This window comes from Sphingobacterium sp. G1-14 (genome assembly GCF_002196555.1).
Classification (GTDB): domain Bacteria; phylum Bacteroidota; class Bacteroidia; order Sphingobacteriales; family Sphingobacteriaceae; genus Sphingobacterium; species Sphingobacterium siyangense.
Genome location: NZ_CP021381.1, coordinates 4558684 through 4574670 on the forward strand (window position 1 = coordinate 4558684; position 15987 = coordinate 4574670).

General features: G+C 38.8%; 18 protein-coding genes. 6 read left to right on the forward strand and 12 right to left on the reverse strand.

All coding sequences use genetic code 11. The features are described from left to right. Position 1: 1 nt before the first annotated feature. From CBM24_RS19665 to CBM24_RS19720, 12 genes are all read right to left on the reverse strand, one after another. The gene (locus tag CBM24_RS19665; protein ID WP_232475580.1) at positions 2–433 is read right to left on the reverse strand and encodes a DoxX family protein; all 432 of its coding nucleotides are present in this window, start codon (positions 431–433) and stop codon (positions 2–4) included. Continuing rightward, positions 411–1010 carry a phosphatase PAP2 family protein gene (locus CBM24_RS19670; protein WP_088162407.1) on the reverse strand — a complete coding sequence of 200 codons (600 nt, stop codon included), beginning with the start codon at positions 1008–1010 and terminating at the stop codon, positions 411–413. The genes CBM24_RS19665 and CBM24_RS19670 overlap by 23 nt, the downstream gene beginning before the upstream one ends. Before the next feature lie 111 nt (positions 1011–1121). Next, positions 1122–1484, reverse strand: a complete 363-nt coding sequence (locus CBM24_RS19675) for a hypothetical protein (protein ID WP_198385962.1) — start codon at positions 1482–1484, stop codon at positions 1122–1124. A gap of 79 nt (positions 1485–1563) precedes the next feature. Further along, positions 1564–2364 carry a helix-turn-helix domain-containing protein gene (locus CBM24_RS19680; RefSeq protein WP_088162408.1) on the reverse strand — a complete coding sequence of 267 codons (801 nt, stop codon included), beginning with the start codon at positions 2362–2364 and terminating at the stop codon, positions 1564–1566. Positions 2365–2396: 32 nt separating this feature from the next. Then, on the reverse strand, positions 2397–3428 hold the full coding sequence (gene arsB / locus CBM24_RS19685) for an ACR3 family arsenite efflux transporter (protein ID WP_088162409.1): 1032 nt from the start codon (positions 3426–3428) through the stop codon (positions 2397–2399). Between the two features lie 3 nt (positions 3429–3431). Next, positions 3432–4043, reverse strand: a complete 612-nt coding sequence (locus tag CBM24_RS19690) for a low molecular weight phosphatase family protein (protein ID WP_088162410.1) — start codon at positions 4041–4043, stop codon at positions 3432–3434. 10 nt (positions 4044–4053) lie between these two features. Beyond that, a complete protein-coding gene (locus tag CBM24_RS19695; protein ID WP_088163685.1) occupies positions 4054–4674 on the reverse strand; it encodes a class I SAM-dependent methyltransferase in 621 nt (206 codons plus the stop codon). Positions 4675–4687: 13 nt separating this feature from the next. Then, positions 4688–5155 carry a DUF6428 family protein gene (locus CBM24_RS19700; protein ID WP_088162411.1) on the reverse strand — a complete coding sequence of 156 codons (468 nt, stop codon included), beginning with the start codon at positions 5153–5155 and terminating at the stop codon, positions 4688–4690. A 69-nt stretch (positions 5156–5224) separates the two neighbouring features. Next, the gene (locus CBM24_RS19705; RefSeq protein ID WP_088162412.1) at positions 5225–5554 is read right to left on the reverse strand and encodes an ArsR/SmtB family transcription factor; all 330 of its coding nucleotides are present in this window, start codon (positions 5552–5554) and stop codon (positions 5225–5227) included. Positions 5555–5712: 158 nt separating this feature from the next. Further along, positions 5713–6702: a hypothetical protein gene (locus CBM24_RS19710; RefSeq protein ID WP_088162413.1), complete on the reverse strand. Its 990-nt coding sequence runs from the start codon at positions 6700–6702 to the stop codon at positions 5713–5715. Positions 6703–6938: 236 nt separating this feature from the next. Then, the gene (locus CBM24_RS19715) at positions 6939–7745 is read right to left on the reverse strand and encodes a PRTRC system ThiF family protein (RefSeq protein ID WP_088162414.1); all 807 of its coding nucleotides are present in this window, start codon (positions 7743–7745) and stop codon (positions 6939–6941) included. Then, the gene (locus tag CBM24_RS19720; protein ID WP_088162415.1) at positions 7745–8458 is read right to left on the reverse strand and encodes a PRTRC system protein B; all 714 of its coding nucleotides are present in this window, start codon (positions 8456–8458) and stop codon (positions 7745–7747) included. The genes CBM24_RS19715 and CBM24_RS19720 overlap by 1 nt, the downstream gene beginning before the upstream one ends. 188 nt (positions 8459–8646) lie before the next feature. Here CBM24_RS19720 and CBM24_RS19725 point away from each other — a divergent pair, with 188 nt between their 5' ends. The 6 genes from CBM24_RS19725 (at position 8647) to CBM24_RS19750 (ending at position 15979) form a co-directional block, all read left to right on the forward strand. Continuing rightward, the gene (locus CBM24_RS19725) at positions 8647–9393 is read left to right on the forward strand and encodes a helix-turn-helix transcriptional regulator (protein WP_088162416.1); all 747 of its coding nucleotides are present in this window, start codon (positions 8647–8649) and stop codon (positions 9391–9393) included. 41 nt (positions 9394–9434) lie between these two features. After that, positions 9435–9833 (forward strand): hypothetical protein, encoded by a 399-nt coding sequence (locus CBM24_RS19730; RefSeq protein ID WP_088162417.1) that lies wholly within the window; start codon positions 9435–9437, stop codon positions 9831–9833. Positions 9834–9919: 86 nt separating this feature from the next. Next, entirely contained in the window at positions 9920–10168 is a 249-nt protein-coding gene (locus tag CBM24_RS19735) for a hypothetical protein (RefSeq protein ID WP_088162418.1), read from the forward strand. Positions 10169–10263: 95 nt separating this feature from the next. Beyond that, complete coding sequence (locus CBM24_RS19740) at positions 10264–10947, forward strand: HupE/UreJ family protein (RefSeq protein WP_088162419.1); 684 nt, start codon at positions 10264–10266, stop codon at positions 10945–10947. A gap of 12 nt (positions 10948–10959) precedes the next feature. Beyond that, positions 10960–11571, forward strand: a complete 612-nt coding sequence (locus CBM24_RS19745; RefSeq protein ID WP_088162420.1) for a hypothetical protein — start codon at positions 10960–10962, stop codon at positions 11569–11571. A 19-nt stretch (positions 11572–11590) separates the two neighbouring features. Continuing rightward, entirely contained in the window at positions 11591–15979 is a 4389-nt protein-coding gene (locus CBM24_RS19750; RefSeq protein WP_088162421.1) for a CusA/CzcA family heavy metal efflux RND transporter, read from the forward strand. The last annotated feature ends 8 nt before the right edge of the window (positions 15980–15987 follow it).

The window sequence follows — 15987 nt, forward strand, 5'->3', positions numbered from 1 at the left end:
TTTATTTAGGAATATTTGTCAAGCTATCTATCGACCAACGACCTCCACCTTTTATCAATAGAAAGATACTACCCAAAAGCATCGCCCAGTCTGTACGACTTCCATGCATCATTTCCCAAAATCCTTTTTCTGCTAAAACTTCTGATTTAGTTGTTGCAATAGCAACGAACATAATAATGATAAGAGGAATGCTCACCAATCTTGTCAGAAGTCCAATAAGAATTAAAAATCCACAAACAATTTCAAAGCTGCCAACGAACGGACCCAAAAACTCAGGATTAGGCAGACCTATTTTTGCAAAACGTCCTGCACCTAAGGTGTCTGCAAATAAAAACTTCTGTATTCCTTCCGAAAGAAATACGGCACCTACCATCAGTCGAATAAGTATGGTAGTTTTTGATAGGTTTGTCTTAGTTATTTTTTGAAACATCATGATTAAATAGTTTTATGAATTTTGGATTGTATATTTTATATAAATGGGCTACCATCCCTGCAATAAGCATACTTAAAATAGCTGGAACTAAAATATCAGCGGGATAGTGTACGCCTAAATAAATCCTGCTCAAACTGACAAAAATTGCCCATGGGATGAGAATAATTGGGAGCCATTTCAGATTTTGTTTAGTTAATATGGTTAAATAAAATGCCAAAGCAAAGACATTGGCAGCATGAGAAGAAATAAAACCGAACTTGCCGCCACGATAATTGTTTACTATATGTAGCTCACCTTCCAATGCTGGATTATGACTTGGACGCAGCCTTTCAAATAGTGGTTTAAATATGCCGGAAGCCAACTGATCACTCATTGTGATGAGCAATACGATTAATAAAATCATTAGGATGGCATCCTTTTTATACTTCCAGATAAGCAAAATTATCAGTGCAACATAAAAAAGAAGCCAAGTGTATTTGCCGCTGGCAAACCACATTACTTCGTCCCAAAATTCGTTGTGGCTTCCATTTAGCCATAATAGAATATTTGTATCTATCTGTTTGATATCCTCAAGCATTATTTTCTGATGGGTGATTGTCTTTCTGTCGGAGTTTTTACAGTAAAAAAAGGTACTTTTTCCATTGCATGACAGCTAACTCAGCTATTGGTAAGTACTTGGAAGTTCTTATTAAAAACAACTGTATCCTTTTTTTTTTAGTGCCTCTTTCATTTGGGGGAGTGTAACGGTTAGAAAATGCTGTGCGGATTGTGCCCGTTTAGGCCTTCTTTCCAATCCATTTTCTATCGCCTTTTGGATTTTTTCCAATTGATAATCAGCATACTCCCAGTTTTCGTCTTGTCCTGCCCAATATAATTCCTGATAACGATATCCGGTTTCAACCTTTGCCATGTCAAATCCACGAAATTGATTTTCTATCGTTTCAAGTTTCTCCTGCTCGTTTCCTTTTATCCACTGTCCTTCAACAGCTTCTTGTTTTTGATTACAAGCTGAAAAAAAAGAAAGTATAAATAAAAATGTCAAATATTTCATAACCTGTATTTTACGCCATACAAATCTCGTACAATACAAACTATCACATACGGTATATTTGAAAATAAAACGGTATGATTTAGGTATTCCGGAAGGTTTGTGGCGTAAGACCTGTGTACCGTTTGAAATATTTTACAAAATGGGAAGTGTCATTAAAATTTAAACTATAGGCAATTTCAGAAACACGACTTTCTGTATACATTAATTGCCTCTTTGCCTCACTGATGATATGTTCAGCAATTACCTCTGTAGCTGATTGGTCTAGTGTTTTACGACAAATAGCATTGAGATTTTGTGGTGTCGTATGGAGCTTTTCTGCATAGTGAGCAACATTGTTTCGAAGGTCGTTTGGTTGGTTGAGCAATTCCCTGAAAACTGTAATTACATCATCGGTTTTACTCGTTTTATTAGTCAAAGGTTTTGCTGAAATCAATATTTTAGCAAATAGTGCCTTCAATAATCCTTCGGTAACGGTAAAGTCTTTCTCTGTAGTGAGCAGTTGAAATATAGTATCTACACTTTCTGTTTCTTTCAGATAGATGCAACTTAATTCGCTGAGTTTGGATAAAAGACTTTTCAGCTCACTGTCCATCGATTGGTCGAGAAATCCCTTCTTTAAAAGCAGAACAAAGCCGTCAGGTGTATCTGTCATATCCCAATGATGTACCTGTTCTTTACGAACAAAAAATACGGTGGGTGGCTTAATTGAAAATGAAGTATGGTCGATGGTGTGGAAACCGCTTCCTTCTCTTAAATAAATAATTTCAAAATAGCTGTTGTGTTTGTGCGGTTCGGTCTTGCGAATTTCTTTCCGGAACGGTGCAGCTTTTAATAATGCTGCCGCTTCAATTTTGGTTTTTATATAAATAGAATTTTTCAATTTGCTGGAACTTCAATATTGTCTTTATAAAATTAACTATAATACCTCTTTTTTAACCACAAACTTGCCCTAACCAAAAGTATAAGAACAGGGACCTCAACCAGTGGGCCGATAACGCCAACAAATGCCTGTGGCGAATGAATACCGAAAACCGCTATAGATACGGCGATTGCCAATTCAAAATTATTACCTGTAGCAGTAAAAGCGATTGATGCGTTCTTGTCGTAAGGAAGTTTCAACAATTTATTGATAAAGAAGCTCACGAAAAACATCAATACAAAATAGATGATTAAGGGTATGGCTACTTTTATCACATCCATTGGTAACTCTACTATTTTGTCGCCTTTCAAGCTAAACATCAATACGATAGTAAAGAGTAAAGCATACAAAGTAATAGGCGATATTTTGGGTATGAATGTTCTGTTATACCATTCAATTCCTTGGGTTTTGACTAAAAAATAACGACTTAAAAAACCTGTCAAAAACGGAATTCCTAAGTATATCAATACGCTTTCTTTTACGTCTTTCATAGATACACTTACGTTGAAATTGGCTAAACCTAATTTTGCTGGTAATACATTGATGAACAGCCAAACCAAAAAACTGTAACTCAATATCTGAAAGATACTATTTAAAGCAACCAACATAGCTGTATATTCTCTGTTGGCTTTTGCCAAATCACTCCATACAATAACCATGGCGATACACCTTGCTAAGCCTATCAGTATTAAGCCTGTCATATAATCGGGCTCGTTGCGTAAAAACAAAACAGCTAATCCGAACATTAATACTGTACCGATTACCCAATTCAACAATAAGGATATGCCGATTACTTTTTTATCCTTAAACGCGTTAGGTAGCAAGGAATAATCCACTTTTGCCAATGGTGGGTACATCATCAGTATTAATCCTATTGCTAAGGGAATATTGGTAGTACCTACTGACAAGCTGTTTGTAACATTGGAAATTGTGGGAAAGAAATGACCCAATCCTACACCTAATGCCATGGCAAGGAATATCCATAAGGTCAGGTAACGGTCAAGAAATTTTAGTTTTGGTTGCATAGGTTATCGGCTGATTTTTGAAAAGACATAAAACATTTCGCCTGCTATCTGTAAACTCCTTTCTGCATATACCATTAATTGCTCCGGTGTATTATCTGAAATTTTAGGGTCTTCAAAAGTGATGGGAATTCTTTTTTCTGCTCCTGCTATAAAAGGGCAACCACCGTCTGCCTGCGAACAGGTCATAATAGCTGCGAACGCTGAAACCGGATTAAAAGGGCTATCGTATTTTTTGGAAAAACCGATTATTGGTAAAGCATTTTCACTGTACTTTATAGCATATACAGGATTATGTGTGTCTGCAATTTTGAAGATGCTAAAACCTTGATTAGCCAATGTTTCTGCCACTTTCGGAAATAGTGCTGTTTCTTCCGTTCCGCCGGAAAAGCAATGTACATTTGCAATATTGAAGTACGCACTGGCTACTTGTGCCCAAACCTGAGACAAATGGCTTCTGCGGGAATTATGGGTGCAAATGAAGTTGATATTTATTTCCCGCTTATGAGCTGTTTTTTGCTGTACAAAATCGATCAGTGGCTGTAATATAGTTTTACGTTCTTCGCTAATGTTTTGCTTTTGTACTTGTTCGATTGTTTTTGATAATACTGAATACATAATGGGGGATTTAATTTTTATGGAAACTACAGAACACGAAATTCTGATCGGTATCAAATGGTGTCGTATGATTAACGGTTATACAATTGATTTTCTCAAAGGAGTTTTCAAATAATTTCGACAAGCTACTATCCGAATATTGCTTGATATCTATGCCACTACATTTTGTGGGACCTTGTTCAGAAAAGGTTCCCATCACTAAAATGCCATCCGGGGCAATTGCTTTGGTCGTAGTCTGTATATAATTTTCTATTTCGTGGTTCTCCGTCAGGAAATGAAACGCTGCCCTGTCGTGCCAAAAGTCGTATTGCTGAGTGGGTACAAAATCTGAAATATCTGAAATAATCCAGTGTACCTTGTTGGCTTTACTGCCTAATCTTTCCTTTGCCCGTTGGATAGCGGCATTGGAAATATCCAATACGGTAATATCGACATAACCTAAATCAAGTAGGTAGTCAACCAAAAAGCTGTCTCCTCCGCCAATATCAATAATTTTTGCACTCTTCGGTAAGTTGAATTGATGAAAAAAATTTAATGAAGTTTCTGGATTGGGCTGATACCAACTCACTGTTTCTAAAGGTTTACTCTCGTAAATATTTTCCCAATGGGATTTTCGATTGAAATGTTCCATATTTATTTTATGATTAACAACATCCGCCACCTGGTGTGCAAGTATTGGTTTGATTTACGTTCAATTCTATTAAATTTTGCTTTTCTGACGGAATACCGCAAGCATCTTCTGCCAAACAAGCTGTAGTTTTGTTTTTCAGGACAAATGTTTTTCCGATGAACTCTAAATCATATTTTCCAATGGTATTGCTTTGGTATTCTACTTCAATTTCGGCATCTTCCATACCTAACTTTTTTTCCGAAAGCTTAATGATGTTTAAAAGTTTGGTGGGTTTTAAACGATGTTCAAGGTCATTGGCATTCCATAGTTGAAAGCTTACCACTTTTTCGGCACGAATTACGCCACCGCAGTCGATAAAATTTTTAGTTATTTGCCCCACTTCGGTAACGTGGAAATGTTCGGGTACAAAAGTTCCATTTTCTAATTGGAATTCAACATTTTCCAATGTCGGAAGGATTTCTTTGATTTCTGATAGTTTCATATTGTTGATATTATTTTAGTAAATGATATATTGCAATGTAGCGATATATGAAGGCTTTAAAAAAATGCCTTAACAGCATTTTTCAATGATTATATCATCCACAAAGAAAGTATTGAGTTCATTTTTAACTTGTTGCCAAACTGTCTCATTGATGCAGTAGCATACACTTGTCCCTTCAATATTTCCTTTAATGATGCCAATGTTCTTTAATTCTTTCAAATGCTGTGAAATGGTGGCCTGTGCCAATCCCAATTCTTCAACCAAATCATTACAGATACAGGCATTCTGCTTGATGATATATTGTAAAATGGCAATTCTTGCAGGATGCGCCAGTGCTTTCAAAGTAATAGCTAAATGATTTTGCTCTTCTGTAAATATTTCAGTCTTCGTGACACCCATTTGTTTTTTTATTTATATCGCAATATTACGATAATATATCAAAAACTGCAATAGCTTTATAAAAAATATTGTTGAAATGCATTGATAAGACAAGAAGGTCTCTCTGTAGAGATAGTTTGGTAACTCGTCTTATTGAAAAATAGGGTTACATTATTTCTTTAAATTTGATAATAAACCTTAATTATCTTATCATTTTCTATTACAAATTGGATCTGTTCATATTTTTGAAATGGTCGATCTTCTGAGTTTAATGATTTGGGGAAATACTTAACACCAATAGTTACGTTTGGTAAGTTGAAATTCCAGGATGATCGAATTTTAAAATCCTTGCCACACAATTGTTGTTCGGATGATTTCAAATATTCTCTGAATTTCGAAAGACCTTCGGTTTCAAATATAGTTTTCCAGTTTTTGCGTTCTTCAAAAGTGATATTCTCGTCAAGATTTTTCAGGATACTACTTTCGTCGGAACTGTTGCAAGCCTTTATAAAATCCCTGATGATTTTTCGCGGTATCTTTTGAATTTCTCTGATTTTTTTCTTTTCATTTTCAAGGTAAAAAGCAAAATCATTATCTACCAACTTACGCATCTTATCGCATCCAAAATGAAATGCCTCTATCTTAGATTTATAAAGTCGATCTTTGAAAAAATCAGTATCATCATTCACATTATTTTTAAACTCATTCAGTAATAGGAAGCCTTTTTCATTCGTTGCTTCATTAATACCATCTATAATGTTTACTTGATAAAACTGTTCTTTGTCTCCAAATAAAACTTTTACCTTGGGGTTAAAATTCGGGGTTTTCTGAACCGATTTTTTTATCAGATATTTTGTCTCATCTAAAGGATTTTCAATTCTTCTTCCCCAGCCATCAGTAGATAGTTCAGATTGATATCTTGAAATTTGTAACCTTATTTCCTTCCTGCCTTTCTCAAGGTCAGTGGTAAATTCATACTCTGGAAAACTGTTTAATATTAAAGTATCCAACTCCCATTCCTCATAATCACTTGTAGTTTTTATTTGAAAACCTTCTTCAAATTCCAAGACATAAACAGGAAATCTAAAATTATTCTCGATAATTTTTTGTTGTATTAAATCAATATCTGTTTTTCGATTGACTATTATGCTGATTTCGGTTTTTATCATTGATATATTGGTATTATTTAGGAGTTCCAAATTTAATCAATTTAGACTGCTCTCCAGATATAACCTGCGGCGTTCTTTTGCTTCTTTTCTTTGGTCGCCAATGTGGCAAGAAAAGAAGTTCCTTAAAACAACGAAAGGGATAATGAATATCCCTCAAATAATGTCGCAACCTGTTTGGTAAAATGTGCCGGAATGGATGGTGGGTAGGTATCCCATTTTGCCGCCCGATTTTCCAATCAGGCGACTTTTATAGGGTGGGTGCGGAAATCTTTCAGGTTGTGAAAAAAAACTCTGTATGGTGTCAAACCGTTACGGAACAAGCCCCATAACAACGAACAACCCATCTGCACCAATGAGGAATTGATAAACAAGTCCTGCTTTTCCAAGGCTTCGGTAAGGGAACAACTCGGTGTATCGTCATCCACTTCGGACTGTTTAAGCAGTTCGCCAAATTCATCCGTAACCATTGGCAGGCTTGCCACCGTTTCGTATTTCTCTGAATTGGGTTGGCGAATTTTTCCTATGGTAGATAGTAAAACCTGCCCTGTATGTTTGCTGTTGCCAAAGTCTAACCAATAGCGTGGGCGGTTGGAATAGGCTCTTCCGTTGCCCAATTCACTTAATATATCCGCAATTTCAAATCTTGCTTTTACGCTATCTACACAGGAAATATAAATACTTGCTCCGACGTTATCGGGAAATTTGCCGTTATTGTCTTTTTCAAATTTCCTTGCTACTGCTTTCCAGTTCGTACCTGAGAAGCGATTTATACGGTTAATGATAGCAACGGATTTGTACAAACCGACCTCACTTTCTGCAAAACGCTGTCTTCCTAAATTGGCTTGGGTAATTACATCATAATCCCAAAGACGAATAAACAACCCTGCGTGTCCTAACTCGTTTAGGCTGTGGTTCATTTCAAGCAAGGCAGTCATTACTTTTGAGCCTGTACCACCTACACCGATTACGTTTACAATTATCGGGTTGGTAGGATTTATCAAATCGCTGTCCGTAAAATGGACTTTTAAAATTTCTTTGCTCATTACAATATCGTTTTTATGGTCTTGTTTGTCTTTTTCAATACATCTTTAGGAAAGGCTTTGTCTGTGCCGATGAGGTCTTTCCAAAGGCTTACACAATTTCCTTTTATGGGGTTGTGTTCGTTTACCAAGTGACTGAAATAGCTGTTAAAAAAGTAGCTTTCCCACGCTTGCATAAATTCTTCCACCGAAGCAGAATTTTTGATATTGATATCTACAGTTCCCATACATACGTGTCCGTCCTCGTAAATATTGAAAAATGGTGCGTGAAATAATACGGTATTCTCGGTAGGTCTGTGGTCTTTTTCAAGGGCGAAAACAATAAGGCTCTGCTTGCTTGCATACCAAAGCATTGCAGGTACTTTCGCCGTACCGTTTGGTATTTCAAGACTTTCAGTAAAGAACATTTTTACTTTTCGTGGCTTGGTGTACCAAAGCACCGTACCGTTTTCACTCGGATTAATGTGCAGGACGTTGGTAGGCAGAATGCCGTTAGATTTTAAAAATGCCTTGCTCTTTTCCTTTTTGGTATTGAGTGCTTTTGCCAATTCTTTAGCTTCTCTTTCTGTCAAAGGATGAGCATTGATAGGATTACCGTTCTTGTCCATATCAAAATGTTCTACATAGGTGTATTTATTATTCCCTTTGGTTTGGTAAAAAACCAAAGCCGATAAAGGGTGGTAAAGTGTTCCGAAGTTTTGTGTTATATCTTTCATGTTAGAGTATCTAAAAGTTATTCAGTATGTATATCAATTCCTCAATTAAGGCAAAAACACGGTTTTCAAATTCAAGGGTATTGGCAGTAATATCACTACCATCAAACCTTTTCACAATGGTAGGTTCTTCCATTTGTCCGTATTCTTGCAACTCGGTGTTCACGCTGTCGAAAAGTGTTTGAAACAAAATGCCTTTAGCATCGGCACAAAAGGAAACATACTTTTCCATCCCTATACTATTTTCCAGCGACGTATTCCTTTTGACGCCGGAAGACTCCCATACATTCGAAATCCCAATTCCGACAAAAGTTTGTATAATTGACTTCACAAAAGGATTTTTCCTTAAGAATATAAGAATTGACGAAAGCCAGATACATATAACAGAAATCTATAAACAACTTGAATATATATTTCATAACCATCACGCCATAAAAGGAAATCTAATATCCAAAGATGAAAGTGCCATTTTTAAAGCTCTTGTCCATCAATTGTTAAAAGAGAAAAATAGGTCACAATTCTTTGATGATATTATTGTCCAAGACATTATCTATCTATTGCTTCATTTGATCGCCAGAAAAATTCAAGAAAGCATTTCTCTTTTCTCTAAAATAGACAATCCAAAAAGTAAAGTTCACGAAATAACAACATATATACAACAACATATCTATGACAATGAGCTACTGAAAATTAAAATGATAGCCTCTGATTTTGGTAAATCTCCAGATCACCTTAATAGATATTTTAAAAAAGAAACCGGGAGCACAATAAAAGCTTATATTATACAATATAAGCTTCATCTAGTTCAGACAAGATTAAAATTTAGTGATTTAACAATATCAGAAATTGCCAATGAACTAAATTTCACCGACGAAAGCCATTTAAACAAGATTTTTAAAAAGAGTTTTGGAAAAACAGCAAAACAATATAGAACTTAATAGAGATATTCTTATGATTAATTTGTACTTTTACTCCGAGTATGCAAAAAAGACTAACAACATTATTCTTATTAGTGGCCCAAGTAATTATTTTTGGGCACGGTCTATTTGCACACCATCACCATGATGAATTTGAAGAACATACGCACCTAAATACTGTTGAATCCAATAATGGAAAAACCGATATAGGCCACCTATTCTCTTCTATTCAACATACTGGGGACCAGATTACTTATACAAACTCCGAAGACAAAAAAGATCATGCTGTCAAAGATACTGTAAAGCCTTTTTTGGCAACTTTACCCGAATTCAGCATGAGCTGGAAATTTATCATCACTTTCCAGCAGAACACTTTTCCACCAGATAGGCATATCACCTATCAGGCTCCCTTACATTGTGGTTACTCTCTCCGAGGCCCTCCTATTTTCATCGTTGCTTAACTTTCAAATCCTTTTTGAAAGCTAAGATTCTACTCTTGCCTATATCCTAGGCAATCTTAAATCAATCATATTTTAATAAAAAAACGATGAAAAATTCATTTTACATTGCAGTATGTACTGCCCTTATCTTTACTTCTTGCGCCAATAACAGCAAATCAACTTCTGATAATCCTTCAACAACTGAATCCGTCAATCAGGACAGTATAGACAAAGCTCATGGACATTCGCATGATCCATCGGGTGGCCATACTTCCGCAACGCCTGCTCAAGATAGTAGTACAACAAAGGTGGTAAACCAGGATAGCATTGATAAAGCTCACGGACATAAGCACTAATTTATTTTCTATTTAAACATACCACGCACTTTGTCGGTACTTGTCAGCTTTTCGGTATAGACAAGTGCAGGCATAGGCATAAGATTTAAATTCAGATGCATTATATAAAAGTAGTTTTATCAACAGTGTTATTGTTGATATTATCGGCAACTCTATTTGCCCACGGTGTCGATGAAGACACACAGACATTTCTAAGCGGAAACTCGGGAGTAGCTTTTGTGCCCTTTCTGTATATAGGCGCCAAACATATGTTGACCGGCTATGACCATCTATTGTTCCTTGTCGGTGTCATATTCTTTCTTTATCGAACAAAGGAAGTACTTCTCTATGTCAGTTTCTTTACCATCGGACACAGTGTAACACTATTACTAGGTGTGCTGGCTAACATGGCCATCAACTCTTACCTGATTGATGCCATAATCGCGCTTTCTATTGTATACAAGGGTTTTGATAATTTAGGAGGATTCCAGCGTTTCTTGGGTTTTCAGCCGAACACCAAAGCCGCCGTACTGATATTTGGACTATTTCACGGATTTGGCCTAGCCAGTAAACTGCAGGAACTGAGTTTCAGCAGAGAAGGATTGCTGACCAACCTCATTGGGTTTAATATCGGTGTTGAAATCGGTCAATTCATCGCTTTGGCACTGGTCCTCTTCGTCATTACAAACTGGCGGCGATACCCAAGCTTTCTTAAATTCTCTACATTAACAAATACACTGCTCATGGCAGCAGGTTTTCTCTTGTTCGGCTACCAGATAGTCGGTTATCTAAACTCCTAAAATCAAAAAAAAATGTCAGAAATAACACATCAAATATTGGACAAAAAATCGATCGTCAAGCAAGTGATCATCGCATTTATCGTCGGAACAGTGCTACTGGTAAGTGCTGTGCTACCCGCGGAATATGGGATAGATCCTTTAGGTATCGGAAAAGCAACTGGTTTTATAAAACTCTATGTACCTAAAGGCGAGGAAAAATCGGCATCGTCGGCGGAAGCTCATAAAGTTATCACACTGGCCAATGTAGGTTCTGGTCCTGACGTAGCCAGACCTAGCGCTGCAGACAATCCGCCACCTGCAACACAACTTGCGGATCGAGCTGATGAGGTGAATGTGTTGGTGCCTGCAGGTAAAGGGCTCGAATATAAAGTCAATATGCTCAAATACGGCGCATTGCGCTATGAGTGGAGCACAGACAAAGGCGAACTCTATTTTGATTTTCATGGCGAGGTGAAAGGCTACAACAATTACTTTGAAAGCTATACTATCGCTTACTCAAATAATGTTGCAGGTTCATTTTTGGCACCTTATGAGGGACCTCAAGGCTGGTATTTCAAAAATTATACAACTGAAGATATTACGGTCAATATAAAACTGAAAGGCCAGTATCTCCTTAAACAATAACTAATAACAACATGATAATATGTTAAATAAGATCATTCATTTTTCTATCAAAAATAAGTTGGTGATCGGTTTATTTACCCTGGCATTGATATGCTGGGGTACATATTCTATAACCAGACTTCCTATTGATGCGACACCTGATATTACGGACAATCAGGTCATGGTGATCACGGTATCACCAACGCTCGCCGCCCAGGAGGTGGAACAGCTGGTCACCTTTCCGGTGGAGCAAACGATGGTCAGTATACCGGGAATAAAGGATATGCGTTCTTTCTCCCGCTTCGGACTATCTATTGTCACAATCGTTTTCGAAGAAAAGGTGGACATCTACTGGGGCCGCCAGCAGGTGCAGGAACGGCTTAGCATTGCTTCAAAAAATATTCCTCCAGGTGTCGGTACACCTGAAATGGCGCCTGTTACAACTGGATTGGGCGAGATATTTCAGTATGTCGTACATCCACAAAAAGGATATGAAGATAAATTTGACGCTACCGAACTACGTACCATTCAGGACTGGATCATCAAAAGACAACTACTCGGAACACCGGGTGTGGCAGAGGTGAGCGGCTTCGGAGGTTTTGTCAAACAATATCAGATTGCAGTCAATCCGGATAAACTGGCGAGCCAGAATATAACCATTTCGGATATATTTAATGCCCTCGAAAAAAATAACCAGAATACAGGCGGTGCTTATATCGACAAGGGGCCCAATGCATATTTTATCCGCACTGAGGGTCTGGTAAAAAATACCGAAGAAATTGGAAATATCGTTATTAAAAAGGAAAACGGTACGCCCGTATATATCAGAGATGTGGCCGACGTGGGTTTTGGAAATGGTCCCCGCTATGGTGCTGCTACCCGTAATGGGCAGGGTGAAACTGTGACCGGAATTGTGATGATGCTGAAAGGCGCCAATTCTTCGGAAGTGATTTCCAATGTAAAGGAAAAAATAGCGGAAATACAGAAGGGCCTACCTAAAGGTGTAGAAATAGAACCTTTTCTGGATCGCAAAAAGCTTGTTGACGGAGCTATATCAACCGTATCGACAAACCTGATCGAGGGAGCCCTGATTGTGGTTTTTGTACTGATCTTATTTTTGGGAAATCTACGTGGCGGACTTGTAGTAGCCTCCGTCATTCCACTGACCATGCTCTTTGCGATCTGCATGATGAACCTATTTGGTGTGTCGGGCAATCTCATGAGTTTGGGGGCAATTGATTTCGGAATCATTGTCGACGGTACCGTCATCATCGTCGAAGCGGTCATGCACCGCATCGCTGGGAGCAAGATGAGGTATGGCGGAATCGAAAAACTAACACAGGAGCAAATGGATGAGGAAGTATACGAATCTTCGCGAAAAATACGTTCCGCGGCAGCTTTTGGCGAAATTATTATTCTGATAGTCTATCTTCCTTTACTCGCTTTGGTCGGTGTAGAAGGTAAAATGTTTACGCCGATGGCGCAGACGGTTTCTTTTGCCATCCTTGGTGCTTTCTTGCTATCATTTACTTATGTGCCTATGATGTCGGCTTTGGTACTGAGCAAAAAGACTTCGCACAAGGAAAACTTCTCGGACCGCATGATGAATGCGATACAAAAAGTGTACAGCCCTATCATTGAGGGGGCAATGAAAAAGAAGCTTTTGGTGGTGGTGGTTGCCGTAGCTCTATTTGCTATTACTGTTTGGACATTTCACCGCATGGGTGCAGAATTTATCCCGCAGCTGGATGAGGGCGATTTTGCAGTCGAAACCCGTGTCCCCGTTGGAAGCTCAATCAACCAGATGATCGCCGTATCGAAAAAGGCCCAGGATATATTGCTCAAGAATTACCCAGAGGTAAAACAGGTCGTCAACAAAATCGGTTCTGGGGAGATCCCTACAGATCCTATGCCGATCGAAGCTGGCGACATGATAGTGGTATTAAAGCCGAAAAAGGAATGGTCAAGTGCAAAAAACCGTGAGGAATTGATCGAAAAAATGCAGGAATCTCTTGCTGTGATTCCTAATGCGACATTCAGCTTCCAGCAGCCAATCCAAATGCGTTTTAATGAGCTCCTCACCGGTGCTAAACAGGATGTCGTCATCAAGATATACGGCGAAGACCTCGATATCCTCTCCGACATTGGATCTGATATCGGCAAGAAGATCAAATCCATTGCTGGTGTCGAAGATCTTTACATCGAAGAAATAACAGGACTACCGCAGATCAATATCAGCTTCAACCGGGATAAGATCGGTCAGTATGGAATGAACGTGGAAGATATCAACAGCGTCGTATCGGCAGGATTTGCAGGAAAGATTTCGGGCCTGGTCTATGAGGGCGAACGGAGATTTGACCTTGTGGTCAGATTGGATAGTGCCTCTCGGGTAGATATCACCGATGTACAGAATCTATTTGTGAGTACTCCTGATGGACAACAGGTTCCGCTCAATGAACTTGCAGAAATAAGCTATAAACCCGGGCCCGTACAGATACAACGCGACAACGCCAAAAGACGGATAACGGTGGGCTTTAACGTGAGAAACCGTGATGTCAAAAGCATCGTAAATGATATTCAGGACGTTATCGCTGCCAAGGTAAAATTGCCTGCAGGTTATTATGTAACCTATGGTGGCCAGTTTAAGAATCTGGAAGAAGCAAACGGTCGACTTGCTGTAGCATTACCAGTAGCACTACTCCTTATTTTGATCTTACTTTACTTTACATTCCACTCAGTCAAACAGGGCTTACTGATCTTCACAGCCATCCCACTTTCGGCAATCGGCGGAGTATTCGCGCTGTTGATCCGCGATATGCCTTTCAGTATATCGGCCGGTGTGGGTTTTATTGCCTTATTTGGTGTAGCTGTATTGAATGGTATCGTACTGATTGCCGAATTCAATAGACTCGAAGCCGAAGGTATAACCGATATTGAGGAAAGGGTACGTATCGGAACCAAAATGCGTCTAAGGCCGGTACTGATGACCGCAACAGTAGCGTCACTAGGATTTCTACCGATGGCAATTTCGGCTTCATCGGGAGCAGAAGTGCAACGGCCGCTGGCTACCGTAGTCATTGGTGGTCTGATCACAGCAACAGCACTTACAATACTGGTATTACCCGTCCTTTACATCTATTTTTCCAAATCTTCTAAAAAAAATAAGATGAACACAGCAATCGCATGGCTTATTGTCCCCTTGTTGGCACTCCCAGCAATAAGCAAAGCCCAGCAAGCGGACAATAACGGACTAAAATCGCTATCGCTACAACAGGCGATCGATATTGCCCTGAAGAACAATCATCAGATCAGGATTGCCAACTACGATATCGGTCTACAGCAGGAACTCAAGAAAGGGAGCATAACCATGCCAAAGACAGAGGTTTCCTACACACAGGGGGTTGTAAGTAATCCAACGGTAACGGACAATCTCATCAACCTCACCCAGCGACTGGACTTCCCCACCGTATATGGCAGACAGTCCAAAGTAGCCGAAGAAAAGGTAAAGAGCAGCATGGCCTATAAAGCACTGACGGAAAATGACCTCAGGCGCGAAGTAAAACTGGCTTATACACAGTATCAATACGCACTTGAAAAGAAAAAATTGCTGCTGCAACAAGATAGCATCTATATTAAGTTGAGCAAGGCCAGCAATGCACGGTATCGTGCGGGGGAAGCGACCAGTCTGGAGAATGTCACGTCAGAAGTACAGTCCAAGCAAATACAGAATGAGCTGGAGAAGAACGCATCGGATATCACCATTGCGCAACAAATGCTACAAACCTTGCTGAATATCAATGTAGATGTTGTCATCAGTGAGAAGGAATTGCTGGCAAAAGATCTCTCTTTGGATCAGCAAAGCCTTAATTCACAAGATAACCCTTTGCTTTCCTATCTCAAACAGGAGATCGAGGTAAGTCGCAAGACAACAGAACTTGAAAAAAGCAGAGCACTCCCTGATATTATTCTTGGATTTAGCAGTCAGACCTACAAAGGCATGCAGACGATCAATGGTATTGACAGAACCTATACAGGTATGGACCGCTTTAATTTCTTTCAGGTTGGCTTAGGTATTCCAATATTCCCGGGAGGATATAGGGCAAAGATCAACGCATCACGCATCAATGAACAACGTGCACAGGCACAAGTTGATCTGGCGCAAACAAATCTGAACGGACAATTGAAGGAACTTGTTCAAGAATACCTCAAGTTCAAAAAATCGCTCATTTATTATCAACAGCAGGCATTGCCCCAAGCCCAGCTTATTATTGCCAATTCGGATAAAAGTTTCAAAAGTGGAGATATATCGTACACACAATATCTTCAAAACCTGACTCTTTCAAATACCATTCAGGCTGAATATCTGGACAACCTGTATAAATACAACCGCACTATAATAGCGATCGAGGCTGTTTTAGGAAATAAATAAATTAAAAC